The following is a 17,075-nucleotide window of genomic DNA, read 5'->3' on the forward strand; positions in this document are numbered from 1 at the left end:
TTTATACATGAATGTTATCAGATTATAATTTCAAATACAAGTGAATTTTTATAAGTTTGTAGAACATTTTATTACTTAATATAATTGTATAAAATTTAAATTTTTGCAAGATTTAAAATTATTTTTTTGTAAAGAATTTCTTACCTAATGTTTCAACAATTGTAGGTGCGACTGCATATAGCTTACTTGTGATATTCAAAATTTTAGGTAAATTGATTTCTCTTAATGGCCGATCAATTAATTTTATAACTTCTTTGGCTACTTTTTCAGGACTCAATAATACCCCTTTTAGAGAATTTCTATATGAAGCTGATGATGAGGAAGCTTTATCTAAAAATGGAGTATCAATAGGTCCCGGATAAACAGCCGATACTTGTACATTGTGTGGTTCTAATTCCATTCTTAACCCGTTTGCAAATCCCGTAATTGCGTGTTTCGTTGCTGCATAAATACTCGCCTTTTTTGTTGCTACTTTCCCAGCTTGAGAACCAATAAATATAAAGTGACCAGAGCGTTTTTTTATCATTTTCGGTGATAAATTTTTCACCAAATACATTGGAGCTCTAACATTAATGTCTATCATCGCATCAATTTCTTTTTCTGAAAGTTTAAAAGCATATTCAAAAAATCCAACCCCTGCATTGATAATGGCGACATCGATATCAGGAAGTTCGCTGCATATTCGATGAATATCTTCTTTATTGCTTAAATCCCCTTTTATCACTTTTGCACCAAGTTTTAAAAGATGATTAAGCGCTTCCTCATTTCTGCCTGTTGCATATACTTCGTGTCCCCTCTTCAAGCATAATTCTGCAATCATTTTCCCTAATCCACTTGTTGCACCAGTAATAAAAATTTTTTTATTCTTCATAATCGGTATATTCCTTTCTTATTTGTTCAATTTTTTTATGATGGTATTCTATTCATGATTAATAGCAAAACAAAAAGGGATATCCAATAATGGACAATCCCTATTAATCAAGCTTCATTTGAAGTAAATTTGATAATTCTTCTTTCGAATGTAGAAAATCTGCTAATGTGTATCGATCCAACACATTTAAAAAAGCTTGCAAGGCTTCATACAGAACATGTTTTAATTGGCAAGAAGGAGAGATGATACAAAGAGGATTCTCACGATTAAAACAATCAACTATATGAAAATCTTCTTCTGTATGTCTTACAAGTTTTCCGATATTAATATCTTTCGGAGCAACTTTTAAGCGAATTCCTCCACCCCGACCGCGAATTGTTTCGATTAAACCTAATTGGCCTAAATCATAAGTCACTTTCATTAGATGATTTTTTGAAATATTATAACTATCCGCTATCTCTTGAATGGTGGATAGTTGGTCATTCCCTTTTAGACCTAAATATATTAAAACCCTTAAGGAATAATCAGTATATAAAGTTAACCGCAAAATTATACACCACGCTTTTTCCTTTTATAATTCGCATAACATTATACCATTTTTCAATAAATTAAGTTGTTTAAAAGAAAAAAAATTCGTTTTTAAAGATGTATTTTATATACATCAATTGTGGCAAAAATGTTAAAGATGTATCCAAAATATTGCTTATTATTTTTTTAATGTTTATAGTGTTTCTTGAAAGGACGTGAAAATATGTTATCACAAAAAACAATCGACATCGTTAAATCAACAGTACCAGTTCTTGAAAAGCATGGGGTGGATATCACGAAGCATTTCTATAAAAGAATGTTTACAAACCATCCTGAATTAAAAAATGTATTTAACCAATCGAACCAAAGAGAAGGAAGACAACCACAAGCCCTTGCAGCATCTGTGTATGCAGCAGCCGCTAACATTGATAATTTAGAATCCATTTTACCGGTTGTGCATTTAATAGCTCATAAACATAGAGCACTTGGTATCTTGCCCGAACACTATCCAATTGTAGGTGAAAATTTACTAGCAGCAATTAAAGAAGTATTAGGTGATGCAGCAACGGATGAGATTATTGAGGCTTGGGCAGATGCTTACGGTGTTATTGCAGATGTTTTCATTCAAGTGGAAGAAGAGCTTTATCAACAAGCTGAGGCTAATGGAGGATGGCGTTTATTTAAACCTTTTAAGGTAGTAAGGAAAGAACAAGAAAATGAACTTGTTGCTTCCTTCTATTTAGAGCCGGAAGATGGGAAAGCGCTTCCACCTTATCAACCAGGTCAATATATTACAGTAAAAGTAAAAGCACCTGAAGAAGAGTATACGGCTCTACGCCATTACACTGTATCACAAGCACCGAATGGAAATGTTTATCGTATTTCAGTAAAACGAGAAGCGGAAAATAATCCAAAGGGTGTTGTATCAAATTACTTACATGATTATGTTGAAGAAGGAAGCACAATACAAATCAGTGCACCTGCAGGTTTATTTACTCTACAACAAAACGATAACCCTGTATTATTTATAGGTGGTGGAATTGGCGTCACTCCACTTTATGCAATGCTTGATTCAATGGAGTTTGGCCGTAACGTAACATTTATACAATCTGTTCGTAATGAAAAATTAGCTGTGTTCCAAGACCAAATTCAAAAGAAAATTAATGAATTAAAAGGTTCGTACTTTGTGAAATATTCTGATACAGAAGGATACATTACAAAAGAAGATTTATCAAAATACATTCAAGAAAATACAGAAGTATATATATGTGGTCCTGAAGCATTTATGGAAACTGTAATTTCATACGTAAGAGAACTTGGTGTTTCTGAAGATCGTATTCACTTTGAATTCTTCGGACCAGGGCTTTCATTCAAAGCTTAATATTAAATCATTTTCCACCAAATCAAACCGAATTCATCTCAAAGAATAAATTCGTGGGTGTCTAGAAAGTTGAAAACGTTCTGACACCCTCATTTGTTTTTATTAAAATATTTTTCAATCTTTGCTTCTGTGAGTACAAATATACTTGCCATAAAGAGACCGTTTGAAAATGACTTTTCAAACGGCCCCTTCCATATCACATCATATTTCTTGTTTACTAACCTTTTCAGTATTCATTTAAGAATCGACTAGTATGTAAAACCAATCATGTTAACTTCAACTACTTTATAGAATAATAAATATGATTTAACCCTAGTAATCTTATCATTATTCTAGGTCTGAATAACAATTTTTCATGCAACATCTTTTGTTATAGCCTTGAATACAACTCATATTCTCCTACTTGCTCACATCGAATACGCTCATTTTTAACTAAAAGATCTAAATAACCTTGCGTCTTTGATAAAGTTAGCCCAAGTTGATAATCGTTAGCATTTGGGTATAATTCTTTCGTTACTTCATAAACAGTTTTTGGTTCATGTAAAATTTCATAAACTTGATTTGTTCGAAGCAAGTCTTTTTGGATTCTCACATCGACTAATTCTTTAACATCAACAATGTCATTACCGTGACCGGAATATAATTTAGTTATATCTAAAGAAGTTAAAAATTTTAATGATTCATGATACTGAATAAGTGATTTTGGTCTATCAAAAGATAAATCCACCGGTGGTTCAATAAGTGGGTTGGATGCGATTTTCTCTAATAACAAATCCCCACCTATGACTTCTTTTGATTTTTGATTATAAAAAATAAAATGGCTTTGAGCATGGCCAGGAGTATAATAAGCAATTAAACCTGGATGTCCTGGTATTTCATCTCGATCTTTTATAAATTGAGTTAATGGCGTGTTCCCATATAAATCCATTCTTCTTCGGATTTGAATGATTTTTTGAATATATTCTTCTGGAACTGCTTGCTTTTTTAACTGCAATTCATAAAAGTCATCGCGATATGATAATAATTCCTCTTTATTCATCCAATAATCGATATATTCATGCCCTAGTATTCTCGCATTTGGAAATGCCTCAATCCATCCAGCATGATCAGGATGGTGGTGAGTCAAAATCACTTGTTCAATATCACTTAATTGATATCCTGCATTTTTTATTCCATGAACGAGCGCTTCGTACGCAGTTGGTGTTTTCGTACCAACATCAAAAATAGAAAGCGCCTCACCTTTTACTAAAAAAGCATTGACATCTCCAACATCATAGGGAGTAGGTATGATAATTTTTGTTATTTCCATGTCTGTTCCCCCTTGTTTCTCTATCTCTCTGAATGAATACTTATTCATTTTATTTTACTTCTTTTTTTTTAATTAGTCCACGTCACTTAGTTGACATATTTTATCGAAATGCATATAATTTCTGTAATAATTGAACAAAGTATTGCGATGATGAAGCCAAGTAAATGAATTGATGACTTCAGAGAGTGCTGCATTTGGTGAGAGTAGCATAGTCCTCTCAATTCATTGAACCTACTTCTGAGCAGTCATGAAAACATGACCGTTTCCCTTAGCGATAATAAGGGCTAGAGGTGTGCTATTTTTAGCAAACGAAGGTGGTACCGCGGAAACATGCGTTTTCGTCCTTTTTAATGAAGGATGAAAACGCATTTTTTATTGTTCATTATGGATAAAATATATCGGAGGGAAAAGGAATGCAAAAAATTGTATTTATGGGTGCAGGATCAATGGCAGAAGCATTAATTCATGGGTGGATCAAAAATGAAGTTGTTCCTGCTAACCAAATTTATGTAAAAAATCGTTCTAACGTTGAAAGATTACACGAATTAAGAAATATATATGGAGTTCACATTATTGAACAATTAGAAGAAATTAAAGATGCCGATTTAGTTATTTTAGCGATGAAGCCCAAAGATGCAAGAGTTGCTTTTGAATCGATTGCTCCTTATCTTTCCGAAAATACTGCAATCCTTTCTGTTCTTGCTGGAATTGCAATTGAAACAATTGAGAAAGCTCTAGGGGTTCGACCAATTGCAAGGGTCATGCCCAATACTTCAGCAGCAATCGGTATGGCAGCCAGTGGGATTGCATTTAATGAATATGTAACAGATTCACAAAAGTCTATTTATCTACAATTGTTAGAAGCAATTGGCATTGTCATTGAAGTGGAAGAAGATAAACTTCATGCTATCACGGCTCTTTCGGGAAGTGGCCCTGCTTATCTATATTATTTACTAGAAGCGTGGGAAAAAATTGGAGTAGAATTTGGCTTATCAAAAGAAACGGTTAGAAAATTAATGGTTCAAACGATTGCTGGTTCAGCAATGATGCTTCAAAAAGTTAAAGAAGAACCTGAAGTTCTTCGCAGAAAAGTGACAAGTCCTGGTGGAACAACTGAAGCTGGAATAAAAGCATTGGAAAACTTCCGATTTAACGAAGCCATTTATGCTTGTATTAAAAGTGCCGAAGCAAGATCTCGAGAACTCGCAAGGGGTGAGTAATTTTTGTTCTATTCTTTCTTGGGAAAATATCAAAAAATCCCTTGACTAGAAAAGAAATCTCCGTCGTTTCCATTAGTTGACTTTACAGTTAATATTGAAAGAAAATTCAAACTTTATCAACATTGTAAATGCTCCGATTACGGAGCATTTTATAATATTTAAAGAATATCAACCTTTTATCAATTATTTCCTAGGAAATGTATTTTTTTGCTATTTTATGTTGTCGAAATATATATTTTTGACTATTTACTTCGAAATATGTAAGGTTCCAAAAAGAATTTAGACATTTAAACTTGGGTTTTATCACCTACTAAAGTGCATTTTACCATGAAATTGCGAGTATGCTACTTAAGACTATTGACAAGGATTAGTACGAAATTTTGGAGTAGTAACAGAGCAGAATTCTACATAAAAAAATTTGGCTACCAAGAAAGAATTTTTCTTTCTAGATAGCCAAGTTTCTTATAACGCACCGCTTTTAATACGTTTTATAATCGAATAAGATGTATACATTGTAATAGGTAAAAAAATCGCTAATAGAATAATCCAAAAAGATAAAGCCTCAGCTGCTTTTAATTCTTCAAAGTTTGTAATGACAAAAAATATGATTCCAATCATTAAGCACCAAGCTAATAAGTTAGGAAAGACAACAAATAAACGCAGTAACCCCGGATTTATTTTTGGTTGATTCATACTCTCCCCTCCCAACAACATCATACAATAATTATCCTCAATCATTCTATTATTTTCTGAAATTTTAGGTGATTATTTATCTTCATTTCCTTCTGTTAACCTTCCATTTTTCCAATGAAAAAGAGAAAAATCATTTGCTACAAATACGTTAGGGAAAATATTTTTTGATTCTTTTATAATCTTATCTAAATCATGTGGTAAAAATCTTGCGCTGATATGGTTTAAAATTAGATACTTTGCAGCAGCCTCATTTGCAATATTCGCAGCATCCACATTCGTCGAATGCCCATAATCTGCTGCAAGTTTTTTCGTAGAATAATCGAAAGTCGCTTCATGTATCACGATATCCGCATCTTTGCTTAATTCAATCGATTGATGACAATATTTCGTATCACCTAAGACTGTCACAACAAAGCCTTTTTTGCGTGGTGCAGTTACGTCTTTACTATAAACAATCGTTCCATCTTCTAATGTGACATCTTCCCCACTTTTCAATTTTCCAAGCATCGGACCTTTTGGAACTCCAAGTTTTAATGCCTTTTCAACTAATAGCTCACCAGGTAGCGGTTTTTGTTCAACACGAAAACCATAGCATGGTATGACATGCTCAAGTTGTTTTGCAGTCACAATAAATTGATCATCTTCAAATATTATCCCTTCATGAATTTCTACAAAATGTAAAGGATAGTTTAAATGCGTTTTTGTTAGTTGCAACGTGAATATAACCCAATCTTTTAATCCACAGGGTCCGTAAAGGGTCAACGGTGAAGTTTCCTCTCCTCCTAGAAAGGAACGGGAACTAAGAAAACCTGGTAAACCAAAAATATGATCTCCATGTAAATGGGTAATAAAAATTTTTTCAACTTTCCTTGGTTTAATAGTTGTATGTAAAATTTGGTGTTGCGTTGCTTCTCCACAATCAAACAACCAAATCGTTCCTCTTTCTTCAAATAATTTTAATGCAAGAGAACTTGTGTTTCGCTCTTTTGAAGGCATTCCCGCCCCTGTACCTAAAAACTGTAATTCCATGTTGAATCTCCATTCCTACTATTTATCGATTAAATCGTCAAAGAAATCTTTGCTAAAACTTGTTTTGGATGCATAACTTTTTTTCTTGACATCAATCCCTTTTTGTACAATACCTTTTCCGAACTTCTTTTCCATTGAATGAATAATTTCATAAATAGGCTCTTCTTTTGCAAATTGTTCAAAATTAAATATGGACAGTTGTTCAGCAAAATGTTTTTTATCGATTACGTTAGACACGGTCACTCCAAGAAGGCGGATTGGTGTACCATCCCATGCTTTCGAGAATAATTCCATTGCTTCGCGGAAAATATCTTTTTCTAAATAAATTGGATTTTGTACAGTTTTACTTTTCGATTGATTTTTCCAATGGCAGTCCCGAATTTGAATCGTAATAGTGGAACCGCATAAATTTTTTGCTTCCAATCTTTCTGCAACTTTTTCAGATAGTTTAAGAAAAGTTGTTTCGATATCTTTCATTTCGATGATGTCATATGGTAATGTAGTGGAATTTCCAACGCTTTTTGTATCATAAATTGCATTTGGATCCACTTCCCTTGTGTCAATCCCATTTGCTCTTCTTATTAGTCTAACTCCATTTTTACCCAATTTTTGTTTTAGTAACCTTTCATCGGCTTTTGCTAAGTCTCCAATTGTATAAATATTGAGTGTATGGAGTTTTTTAGCGGTACTCTCCCCTATCCCATGCATTTTTAATACGGGTAAAGGCCACAATTTTTCTCGTACTTCTCTTTTTCTTAATACCGTAATGCCCATGGGTTTTTTCATGTCTGAAGCTGTTTTTGCTAAGAATTTATTTGGCGCTATGCCGATGGAACATGGCAAATCTAACTCATTGAAAATTCGAAGTTGAATCTCTTTTGCGAGTTCTAATGGATGCCGTTCCTTCGAAACTTCTGTTACATCCATATATCCTTCATCAATTGAAACCGGTTCAACAAGATTTGTATAACTTTTTAAAATCGTAAATATTGCTTTGGAGGCTTCACGATATTTTGGAAAATCTGGAGGTAAGATGATTAGCTCTGGACAAGTTTTTAATGCTTCAGCTACATTCATCGTCGTATAAATCCCCTTTGCTCTCGCTTCATAGGAACTAGTTACAATAATGCCGCGCCGTTCTTTCGGATTGCCAGCGATGGCAATGGGTTTTCCTTTCAGTTCAGGATGATAGGCTTGTTCAACTGAAGCATAAAAGCTATTCATATCAACATGAAAAATCACTCTTGCCAAATTATCTCACCTCCAAAGATATTCCTTTCTGCAATATTTTATCATAAACTATTCCATTCCTCTTTTTCTTATATTTCACTTTAAATTATTATTTTCATAGATAAATTCGTATTGACTTTTGTAATAATGTTGGTTATTCTTTTTGTAAACCAATTATATAAACAGGTTAACAAAGGGGAGAAGACGGTGACTTCAACAAAAACTTATGGACTTGTATTAACAGCTTTTGGTGCAGCAATCATTGCTGTATTAGCTCAAATTACAATCCCACTTCCTTTAGTTCCAATTACTGGTCAAACTTTAGCAATCGGGCTTATTGTAACAATATTAGGATTAAAATATGGTACCCTTAGCGTACTTGTTTATTGTTTACTAGGCGCTATCGGTTTACCAGTATTTACAGGAATGTCTGGTGGGTTATCAATACTCGTTGGACCTACAGGTGGCTATATTATTGGCTTTATTCCAACTGCTTTATTCATGGGATGGTATTTAAATAAATTCGGATATACTTATATCCATGGCTTGATTGCAAACGTTTCGGGAATGATGATCACGCTTGCCTTTGGTACTATTTGGTTAAAATTCGTTGCCGATATGTCATTGTATGCGGCATTCATGGCAGGAGCAGCGCCATTTATACTGTTAGAAATGATGAAAGGTGTCATTGCTGCTTGGGTAGGAATTCTCGTTAGACATCGTTTATTGAACGCAAATTTATTAAAATTAGTTTAATTTGGTTTTGACCTTTTAAAGATACCCCTTCAAAATGTAAAAAACGAATGGCCATTATTGACCATTCGTTTTTTATTATTGTAATTCTTTTGATGATTTAAAAAGATCATTTCCTTTTTTAATTAAATCTTTTAACTCGTCTTCGTATTTTTGTAAACTCTTAAGTCCAGAATCTCGATAATTTTTCAGCACTTTTTCCGCGTCTTCAATAGCATCGGATACATTTCCACGAGCTTTAGAAACGCCTTTTTTATCCTTAACTGCCTTTTCCAATTCTTTAATTGCATCCTCTAATTCATCAATTGCATCTTTTAATTCAGCTTTAAAATAATCTTCACGGTTATCTTCTTTTTTATCAATTTCCTTTTCTAAGTCATTGGAAAGACTTCTTGCCGTTTTGATTAAATCCTTTAATTCATTCTCTAAAGTTTTTAAGTCCACTCCAGCATCTTTCATAGAGTCGTAAGCGTCTTCTGCTTTCATGATTGCTTCATTTAAATCTATCAGTTTGCTTTTCAACTCGTTTAACGAAACGTTAGATTTCAATACTTTTTTTCCTTTATCAATTACTTTTTCCAAATCTTTTTTTGTCTTTTTTCCCAATTCTTCGTAATAGTCTTTATCAAATGTCTTTGCATATGCTGAGGCGTGGTCCCTTTTAGCTCTATTTATTTCATATGCAAAAGTAATAATTGTTTGGTCTAATTCTTTTTGATATTTTTCTTTAGCAGTCTGTAATATCTTTTCTGCATTATTCATTATCGAATCTAGATTTTTCAAAGCCTGTGATAATTTATTTTTTTGTACTTCATACTCGTCGATTAAATCTTCAAGGTCTTCTAATTCATCTTCGAGTTCATCAATTTTTCTTTCGATATCTCTAATTTTCTGTTTGTCTACTTCTTTCCGTTTTTCTTCTTTCTCTTTTTCTGATTTCTTTTTATCTATTTGCTTTTGTAAATATTCGATTTCTTTTTCAATTTCTTCAATATCTCCTATATCTTTTTTCACTTCATTGAGTTTTTCTAGTTGTTTATCTACTTCTTTTCTCGCATCTCTTAAATCGGTAATGTGAAACTCAATCTCTTTTTTCAAAACTTCTAGTTGTATATAATCGTCTACTTGTTCATTACCACCTTGATCTCCATTGTCATTATTATTTTCTTCATTGTTTTCATTTGAGTCTTCGTTATCGTCCCAACCTTTTAATGTGTCCCAATAATCTTCTTTGTCATCAGAACGTTTTAAATCGATTGTACGAGCAATAAATGTGATTAGATGAGCACGACCTACTCCATCATTCGGTTTAAATAAACCTTCATTAACTGTAATTCCTAATGATCCGATTGTTCCAATGTAAGAATAGTTTTCATCATTTTCTGGAACATCAGAAAATCGTTTTAATGTTGGAGCTTCCAATTCATAAGCTTTTACTAAAATTTTTGCCATTTCAGCACGAGTGATTTCCTCACCAGGTTTAAAATATTTCCCTTTATCAAATACACCGAGCTCCGTCAATTTTGCTATTGCTCCATAGTGAGGATTAGGAACATCCCCATATTGCTTTGGTACGTCTTTAAATCCAGGGTCTTTTACATTTTCCAAATCAAGCCCCATCGTTCTCGCAACGAAAGAAGCTGCTTGTGCACGATTCACATTTTGATATGGTCTGAATGTGTTGTCATCAAAACCTTTAACATAATCAAACTTTAAAAATTTTTTCAGTGGCTCAATATAGAAATCATCTGCTTTAATATCCTTAAATGGAAGTTCATTAGCACTGGCGGACATAGCACCAGCAGCGATTAAACAGGCGGCAATGGATGCGGCAATTTTTTTCTTAAATTTCATTTATATTACCCCTTTTCATTTATGTATTGATACATTTTCATCGATATCTTCTATATTATTTAAACGTATAGTAGAAGAAAAAGTTACAAAAATGTGTATAATTGTGAGTTTTTACCTATACACTTCATAATATCGACAAAATATTTCTTAACTGTATATACCTATTATTAAAATACCATAAAAAAACATACAATGAAAATTTTCCATTGTATGTTTTTAGGAAATATTATTCTAGTTTAAAGTTTTTCCAATCATATACTCTAGGGAAAGGAACATGTCCATTATAAGATTGATGCTTTACATAAACTTTTGTATTGGAATCTGTTAATGTCTCCAGTACAGCGGGTTTATCATCAAAATAAACATCCAAATTAAGCTTCTGAATGATCTCCATCTTTTCGTGATCCTTCATTCCGCAATAAAAATGTTCATCAATGACCGGAAAACCTCGATTTTTCATCCATTGTCGAGTTTTTTCACAATATGTTTTCGGTCTCGATGTGATATAAAAAATGGAATGCCCTTCTTTTTCAAGTTTACGGATAAAATCAATTGCCCCTTCAAAAACTGGACAGTCTGTAAAGTAAATTTCTTCCATTAACGAATTCCACATTACATGACCTTCATCTTCGTCTAACCCGAAAAGTTCATGAATTTCCACTCTTTTTAATTGATAAAAAAGAGCAATATCAATCTGTTTTCCTAATTTTTTATTATAAAGATGAAAAGCATGTTCTCGTAAGTTAATCAATGTATCATCTATATCAAAACCGATTTTCACTTTTCCCCTACTTTCTTAACCAATGATAATAAACTGGGTAGAAAAGTTTTTTTCCTTTTCTATTTGCAATTTTTGTAATTTTTTTACTTCTTCTTTTCTTTGTTTCTCACATTGGGATAAACGTAATTCATTTATATTTCCGGGATCAATACATTCAGATAACCGATCTGCATCTTTTAAAGCACTGTTTAATCCAAAGGCTCCAGTTGGTGTCATCGCATGACATGCATCACCTATTAACAGTATATTGTCTTTTCTCCATATTTCTGTGTGATTACTATAGACATCTAATAAGACAAAATCATCCCAAGTAGTAATATGTTTTCGAACCGATTCTTCTAATTCAGGAAATGCTTGAATCAATTTATCTATAAACAGTTGTATAGATTGTTTGCGGATTTTCGAAAAGGATCCCTGTGCAATGTTCCAGCCAATTTGCACATAACCCTTAGCTTGGGTAAATAATGATAATTGGAAACCATCTACTTCAGCCATTTTTATGGATGGTTGCCAATTGTCTGGTGCCGGTATTTTTGCCCAAAGTAAGTCATAGCCATGTTTGCGTGTTATTGTTTCAATACCTGCTTTTTTTCGGACAGTGGAATATCTTCCATCAGCCCCTATAATCATCGAACTATGTATAAGGATTTCTTCCTTACCTCTTTTCCCTTTAATCCCAATGAAATGACCATTTTCATCTTTAAGTAAATCAATCACTTTTGTATTTGTCATGAGAGAAAAATTTTCGTATTTTTTTGCTTCTTCGATAATTACTGATAATAGATGTGCTTGCGGAACATGGATTCCTAAATGGCCAACTTGTTTCTCAGGTTGAATTGTTTTAAAGAGTTTTCCATTTTTCCAATATTCAATAACTTTCATTTTTAACAATCCGAGTTTTTCAATTTTTGAATACAGATTATGTTTCTTTAAAATATTTTCTCCATCTTCATTCAAATGTTCACCTCGGAATTCCCTTGCAATTTCCTTATGTTGTTCAAGAAGGGTGACAGAAATCCCCTTCTTTGCTAATAGCAGTGCAAGTAGTGAGCCACTCGGTCCAGCACCCACAATCAATATATCAGTGAATATCATGTTGATCACCTAGTTTTGGATAAGCAATTATTCGTAAATCTTCTCCAACTTTATCGAATGAGTCAATTTCTACTTTTGCCGCTAAATTCATATTATCAACATCATCACCAGCTACCGGGGTAATGGAGTGGCGCCCTCCTAATATTTTTGGTGCAATGTAAATAATATATTTATTTACAAGTCCAGCTCTGATAAACGAGGCGTTTATTTCTCCTCCACCTTCAACTAACACATCTGTTATTCCATGTTTATATAATTGTTCCAACATTTCATCTAAGCAGATACCCTTTTGATTTTTAGAACAGTATATAAAATGTACATTTTTCTTTTTAAGTTCCGCTATTTTGATTGGATCCGCACCGGTAGTTGTCACAATAATTGTTTCAGCTTCGTCATTTAAAACATTTGCATCCATCGGAATTTGTAAATGACTATCTAAAATAACTCGAATTGGGTTTTTCCCTTTTTGATTGGGCAATCGTGTCGTCAATAGCGGATTATCTTTTAAAACGGTTCCTATTCCTACTAAAATCGCATCAACTTCATTGCGTAATTTGTGAACTTCAAGGCGGGCTGCTTCACCGGAAATCCATTTTGAATGTCCAGTATGCGTTGCGATTTTCCCATCTAATGTCATGGCAAATTTTGAAATAACGAAAGGACGATTTGTCAACATATTATGAATAAATCGTTCATTCAATTTTCTCGCTTCATTTTCTAATAAGCCTACTTCTACCTCAATTCCTGCTTTTCGAATGATGTCAACACCTTTACCCGCAACGAGAGGATTTGGATCAAGTGTCGCCACTACCACTCTGCTAACACCAGACTCTTTCACTAAATTTGCACAAGGAGGGGTTTTGCCATAATGAGAACATGGCTCTAGCGTGACATATAAAGTGGCACCTTTTGCATGCTCTCCTGCCATATGAAATGCATGAACTTCTGCATGGGCTTCTCCAGCTTTACGATGTATTCCTGTTCCTACGATAACCCCATCTTTTACTATGACCGCCCCAACAACAGGATTTGGATTTGTTTTGCCCTTTGCCGTTCGCGCTAAATTTAATGCTAATTCCATGTAATCACGATCCGTTAACACAATGACCCCTCCTAAAACAATTGTTTCTCTGGTATGTGACCTGCCTTTTTAATTTTCGTTTCTAAATAATAACGATTTGTTTCAGTTAAGCCGCCCCAAAGTGGAATATGTTTATCAGCTAATAGACCATGATGTTTTAACGCTTCCAGTTTTTTAGGGTTGTTTGTAATTAAAGTTACAGGTTTATTGCGAAGAGTCTCTAATACTTTAATTGCTTCTTCATAGGACCTTGTATCATCTTCAAAACCAAGTGCATGGTTGGCTTCTACTGTATCATAACCTTCTTCTTGCAATAAGTAAGCTAATGATTTTGAAAATAATCCAATCCCACGGCCCTCATGATTCGCTAAATAAAAGATTGCACCACATCCATGTTCAACAATCATTTTCATCGATTCATGTAATTGATAACCGCAATCACACCGTTGACTTCCGAAAATATCTCCAGTATGACAAATGCTGTGCATACGAATAAGCGCTTCCTCATCATTTTCAAAATCTCCGTAAACCAATACAGATGATTGTTGAGATTCTTGCAAGTTCGCACTTAAAATATAATTTAACACTTCTTCCTTTGTTGAAATGGGTTCATCTAGCTTCAACCAAGTATACCACTGGAATGTGGCTTCAAAATTATCTTGTTTTACAGGGAGTTTTACTGGGCCAACAAGACAAATTTGCTCATTTTCTTTATATGAAATTAACTGCATTTTTTTAAGCAAAATGTCATTCTTATTTAATAGTAGATTTTTCAATATTCATCACCTAATTCAACTAAATCTATTTAAAATTCCTATTTTATTAATAGGAATTAATCTTTGCCTTTTTTAATATAGCTGAAATAGGTTTAAAAAGCAAAAGAAGTGTTTTCCATGTTACTTTTTGTATAATAATAGAAATATTATTTAGATAAAACATTTTCGTACGAACTAATTGCTATTTTACATTTTTAATTTCGGCAGATTTTTCTTTATTATAAGAAGTGCTATTTTATCATCTTTATGCAATCAATGAACATGACTTTAAGGGGATAAAAGTCGACCAATTGTTATAATTTATTTGATTGACAATATAATAAAAAATACACTTCATTTTCTAAAATAATTGAAAGTGAAGTGTATTTTTTATGAGTTACTTTTTCATCATGATATGAAATGTTAATCTAAAATTTTAATTTTTACCTTTTTTACTCCCCACTGCATTGCTTGATCATGGGAAGGGATGAATACATCAATTTTATTTCCTTTAATGGCTCCTCCAGTATCACCAGCAATTGCATAACCGTAGCCTTCCACCCATACTTTTGTACCGAGTGGGATAATGTTAGGATCAACAGCAATTACTTTCATATGTGGATTTTCTCGTAAATTTATCCCATAAGCAGTAGTACCAGAACATCCTTCACAGTATGCGGTATATGCTGTTGCTGTAACAGTCATTTCTTTTAATGATGACGGTTCATCTTCTTTTATCACTTGCTGAGTGGTAGTAGGTGATGCTTTCGTTTCTCTTTTCGGCAAGAAGCCTCCCGTTGTGTCAGCTACAATAGAAATCGGTTTGTATTCTTTTTTGTATTTTTCGTCATTGTAAATAATCAATTTCTTACCTGGATGAATCAATGTATTGTCTAAATCGTTCCATTCCATTAATAAATCTAATGGTACTTCATGATTTAATGCAATTCGGAACAAGTTGTCCCCTTCCTTCACAGTGTATATAGTAAATAGTGGGGCTTTCATAAAAGCAAGTTGGCGAGTAATTGCATCTTCCACCACTCCATTACCTAAAATGTTGGTGACAAAGTCGATTTCCCCTTTTTCCACTGATGTTTCTTTTGCATATGTCAATGATGTTGTAAACAATGTCAAACATAAAAGTATATATGCTACAATTTTTTTCATACTTAGTCCTCCTTAACAAACAAACTTGCAATTCACTTTTTGTTAATACGAACTAAGTATTGTCCAAATATTTACATTTTTATTCATAATTTGATAAAAATTAAATAATACAGCTTTCAAACTAGTTGATAAAATGAGAGAAAGGGCTTGTATCAGAAAATTGCTTAGTTCAAAAAAAGGTTCTGAATCGTTGCTACAAAAAATAAAATCCTCTAGAAAATCTCTAGAGGATTGTTTAATTTAGATATTCATCCGAACAGCTTGGGAACATATATATTCCTTGTATCATATGAAAATCATAATGTCTTTGTATAAATTTTTCTTGATATAAGTATTCCATTAAGGAGATTTCATGCTCATTTGCACTGCATAATACCCCTGAGACACTTAATCCATTTTTAAACGAAACACCGATGGGCTGACCGATTAAATATTTTATTTTTTCAAACACGATTTGCCCCCTTTCTTACCCCATTGTATGCTTCTATTCAGTTAATTGGCTGTGTGGGCTATTTAAGAAATCTTTAGAGAGCAACACATGTAAAATAAATGTTTAATCAATCAGGTCTGTCTACTATTGGTTTAGAACAACCTGAAACTTGTTAGTTAGTTTACATAATATATTTATTTCTATATTAAAACGATTGTCCTTTTACTTGCTGCAACATTTCCTTAAATATTTCATTTCTTTTTATTACATCTCCTTCAACCGTAAGATTGTAAAATTTGGAATCCAATAATTGGGTTAAAAGTTTTTTCCTTAATGAACGATCAGCAATTTGATTTAAAACGATATGACGAGCGTAATCTAAAAATTCTATATAGTCCTCAAATTTTTCATCAAATTGTTGTTCGAGATCTTTTTTAATTTTTTTTGCTAAACTAGGACTAGCACCGCCAGTAGAAATGGAGATGTTAAGTTTCCCTCTCTTTATGGTTGCTGGTGTAATAAAGTCACTATCTTTCGGATTATCTGCAAGCAACAAAAGTTGATGTTCTTTTTTATGGATTCGTATTTCATGATTTGTAGCTGAATCATTTGTTGTAGCAATAATGATATTTGCCTGTTCAATATCTATAGGTTCAAAAGTTTTTTCAATCCATTTCGCGTTATTGTGTTTCATCCATTCCTTAATTTCTGGAATAATGGTTGGACTAATAATCGTTAAGTTTGCTTCTGTTCCCTCTAATCCTATTAATTTTTGATAAGCAACACGTCCCCCACCGATTACGACAACATTTTTACCTTTTATATTCATCATGATTGGATAATACATGTTTGACACCCTCTGTTATATAATCATTCTTTTAAATTTTGTTTATTACTA

Annotated in this window: 17 protein-coding genes and 1 other annotated feature; of the genes, 3 read left to right on the top strand and 14 right to left on the bottom strand. The window is 33.0% G+C overall.

The window, feature by feature from the left end:
* Nucleotides 1-118: 118 nt before the first annotated feature.
* Complete coding sequence (locus NSQ18_RS00090) at nucleotides 119-871, bottom strand: SDR family NAD(P)-dependent oxidoreductase (RefSeq protein ID WP_016837821.1); 753 nt, start codon at nucleotides 869-871, stop codon at nucleotides 119-121.
* Nucleotides 872-974: 103 nt separating this feature from the next.
* The gene (locus NSQ18_RS00095) at nucleotides 975-1,418 is read right to left on the bottom strand and encodes an Rrf2 family transcriptional regulator (protein ID WP_016837820.1); all 444 of its coding nucleotides are present in this window, start codon (nucleotides 1,416-1,418) and stop codon (nucleotides 975-977) included.
* 204 nt (nucleotides 1,419-1,622) lie between these two features.
* Here NSQ18_RS00095 and hmpA point away from each other — a divergent pair, with 204 nt between their 5' ends.
* On the top strand, nucleotides 1,623-2,780 hold the full coding sequence (gene hmpA / locus NSQ18_RS00100) for an NO-inducible flavohemoprotein (protein WP_016837819.1): 1,158 nt from the start codon (nucleotides 1,623-1,625) through the stop codon (nucleotides 2,778-2,780).
* A gap of 370 nt (nucleotides 2,781-3,150) precedes the next feature.
* Here hmpA and NSQ18_RS00105 read toward each other — a convergent pair whose 3' ends face one another.
* Nucleotides 3,151-4,089, bottom strand: a complete 939-nt coding sequence (locus NSQ18_RS00105; RefSeq protein ID WP_016837818.1) for an MBL fold metallo-hydrolase — start codon at nucleotides 4,087-4,089, stop codon at nucleotides 3,151-3,153.
* 138 nt (nucleotides 4,090-4,227) lie between these two features.
* Nucleotides 4,228-4,438, top strand: a binding site (T-box leader).
* 64 nt (nucleotides 4,439-4,502) lie between these two features.
* Here NSQ18_RS00105 and proC point away from each other — a divergent pair.
* Nucleotides 4,503-5,309: a pyrroline-5-carboxylate reductase gene (proC, locus tag NSQ18_RS00110; RefSeq protein WP_016837817.1), complete on the top strand. Its 807-nt coding sequence runs from the start codon at nucleotides 4,503-4,505 to the stop codon at nucleotides 5,307-5,309.
* 462 nt (nucleotides 5,310-5,771) lie between these two features.
* Here the strand turns inward: proC and NSQ18_RS00115 are convergent, their stop codons facing one another.
* The 3 genes from NSQ18_RS00115 to NSQ18_RS00125 form a co-directional block, all read right to left on the bottom strand.
* Nucleotides 5,772-6,002, bottom strand: a complete 231-nt coding sequence (locus NSQ18_RS00115) for a hypothetical protein (RefSeq protein WP_016837816.1) — start codon at nucleotides 6,000-6,002, stop codon at nucleotides 5,772-5,774.
* A 72-nt stretch (nucleotides 6,003-6,074) separates the two neighbouring features.
* Complete coding sequence (gene rnz, locus NSQ18_RS00120; RefSeq protein ID WP_339288522.1) at nucleotides 6,075-7,031, bottom strand: ribonuclease Z; 957 nt, start codon at nucleotides 7,029-7,031, stop codon at nucleotides 6,075-6,077.
* 18 nt (nucleotides 7,032-7,049) lie between these two features.
* Nucleotides 7,050-8,282 carry a DNA polymerase IV gene (locus NSQ18_RS00125; protein ID WP_016837814.1) on the bottom strand — a complete coding sequence of 411 codons (1,233 nt, stop codon included), beginning with the start codon at nucleotides 8,280-8,282 and terminating at the stop codon, nucleotides 7,050-7,052.
* Between the two features lie 186 nt (nucleotides 8,283-8,468).
* Here NSQ18_RS00125 and NSQ18_RS00130 point away from each other — a divergent pair, with 186 nt between their 5' ends.
* Nucleotides 8,469-9,017: a biotin transporter BioY gene (locus tag NSQ18_RS00130; RefSeq protein ID WP_016837813.1), complete on the top strand. Its 549-nt coding sequence runs from the start codon at nucleotides 8,469-8,471 to the stop codon at nucleotides 9,015-9,017.
* Between the two features lie 75 nt (nucleotides 9,018-9,092).
* Here the strand turns inward: NSQ18_RS00130 and NSQ18_RS00135 are convergent, their stop codons facing one another.
* From NSQ18_RS00135 to NSQ18_RS00170, 8 genes are all read right to left on the bottom strand, one after another.
* The gene (locus NSQ18_RS00135) at nucleotides 9,093-10,868 is read right to left on the bottom strand and encodes an S-layer homology domain-containing protein (RefSeq protein ID WP_339288525.1); all 1,776 of its coding nucleotides are present in this window, start codon (nucleotides 10,866-10,868) and stop codon (nucleotides 9,093-9,095) included.
* Nucleotides 10,869-11,094: 226 nt separating this feature from the next.
* Nucleotides 11,095-11,649 (bottom strand): HAD family acid phosphatase, encoded by a 555-nt coding sequence (locus NSQ18_RS00140; RefSeq protein WP_339288527.1) that lies wholly within the window; start codon nucleotides 11,647-11,649, stop codon nucleotides 11,095-11,097.
* A 15-nt stretch (nucleotides 11,650-11,664) separates the two neighbouring features.
* On the bottom strand, nucleotides 11,665-12,744 hold the full coding sequence (locus tag NSQ18_RS00145; protein ID WP_016837810.1) for an FAD-dependent monooxygenase: 1,080 nt from the start codon (nucleotides 12,742-12,744) through the stop codon (nucleotides 11,665-11,667).
* The gene (gene ribD, locus NSQ18_RS00150) at nucleotides 12,731-13,846 is read right to left on the bottom strand and encodes a bifunctional diaminohydroxyphosphoribosylaminopyrimidine deaminase/5-amino-6-(5-phosphoribosylamino)uracil reductase RibD (protein ID WP_016837809.1); all 1,116 of its coding nucleotides are present in this window, start codon (nucleotides 13,844-13,846) and stop codon (nucleotides 12,731-12,733) included. The genes NSQ18_RS00145 and ribD overlap by 14 nt, the downstream gene beginning before the upstream one ends.
* An 11-nt stretch (nucleotides 13,847-13,857) precedes the next feature.
* The gene (locus tag NSQ18_RS00155) at nucleotides 13,858-14,556 is read right to left on the bottom strand and encodes a GTP cyclohydrolase II (protein ID WP_050988840.1); all 699 of its coding nucleotides are present in this window, start codon (nucleotides 14,554-14,556) and stop codon (nucleotides 13,858-13,860) included.
* A gap of 447 nt (nucleotides 14,557-15,003) precedes the next feature.
* Entirely contained in the window at nucleotides 15,004-15,747 is a 744-nt protein-coding gene (locus tag NSQ18_RS00160; RefSeq protein WP_016837807.1) for a 3D domain-containing protein, read from the bottom strand.
* 235 nt (nucleotides 15,748-15,982) lie between these two features.
* Nucleotides 15,983-16,198: a hypothetical protein gene (locus tag NSQ18_RS00165; protein ID WP_016837806.1), complete on the bottom strand. Its 216-nt coding sequence runs from the start codon at nucleotides 16,196-16,198 to the stop codon at nucleotides 15,983-15,985.
* Nucleotides 16,199-16,382: 184 nt separating this feature from the next.
* A complete protein-coding gene (locus tag NSQ18_RS00170; RefSeq protein ID WP_016837805.1) occupies nucleotides 16,383-17,024 on the bottom strand; it encodes a bifunctional precorrin-2 dehydrogenase/sirohydrochlorin ferrochelatase in 642 nt (213 codons plus the stop codon).
* Nucleotides 17,025-17,075 lie beyond the last annotated feature (51 nt).

It is taken from the genome of Ureibacillus sp. FSL K6-0786 (assembly GCF_037965165.1).
Taxonomy (GTDB): domain Bacteria; phylum Bacillota; class Bacilli; order Bacillales_A; family Planococcaceae; genus Ureibacillus; species Ureibacillus thermosphaericus.

Coding starts and splice junctions, on each gene's coding strand:
- NSQ18_RS00090 (WP_016837821.1), bottom strand. CDS start 871: ATGAAGAATAAAAAAATTTTTATTACTGGTGCAACAAGTGGATTAGGG.
- hmpA (WP_016837819.1), top strand. CDS start 1,623: ATGTTATCACAAAAAACAATCGACATCGTTAAATCAACAGTACCAGTT.
- NSQ18_RS00105 (WP_016837818.1), bottom strand. CDS start 4,089: ATGGAAATAACAAAAATTATCATACCTACTCCCTATGATGTTGGAGAT.
- proC (WP_016837817.1), top strand. CDS start 4,503: ATGCAAAAAATTGTATTTATGGGTGCAGGATCAATGGCAGAAGCATTA.
- NSQ18_RS00115 (WP_016837816.1), bottom strand. CDS start 6,002: ATGAATCAACCAAAAATAAATCCGGGGTTACTGCGTTTATTTGTTGTC.
- rnz (WP_339288522.1), bottom strand. CDS start 7,031: ATGGAATTACAGTTTTTAGGTACAGGGGCGGGAATGCCTTCAAAAGAG.
- NSQ18_RS00135 (WP_339288525.1), bottom strand. CDS start 10,868: ATGAAATTTAAGAAAAAAATTGCCGCATCCATTGCCGCCTGTTTAATC.
- NSQ18_RS00145 (WP_016837810.1), bottom strand. CDS start 12,744: ATGATATTCACTGATATATTGATTGTGGGTGCTGGACCGAGTGGCTCA.
- NSQ18_RS00155 (WP_050988840.1), bottom strand. CDS start 14,556: ATGCAGTTAATTTCATATAAAGAAAATGAGCAAATTTGTCTTGTTGGC.
- NSQ18_RS00160 (WP_016837807.1), bottom strand. CDS start 15,747: ATGAAAAAAATTGTAGCATATATACTTTTATGTTTGACATTGTTTACA.
- NSQ18_RS00170 (WP_016837805.1), bottom strand. CDS start 17,024: ATGTATTATCCAATCATGATGAATATAAAAGGTAAAAATGTTGTCGTA.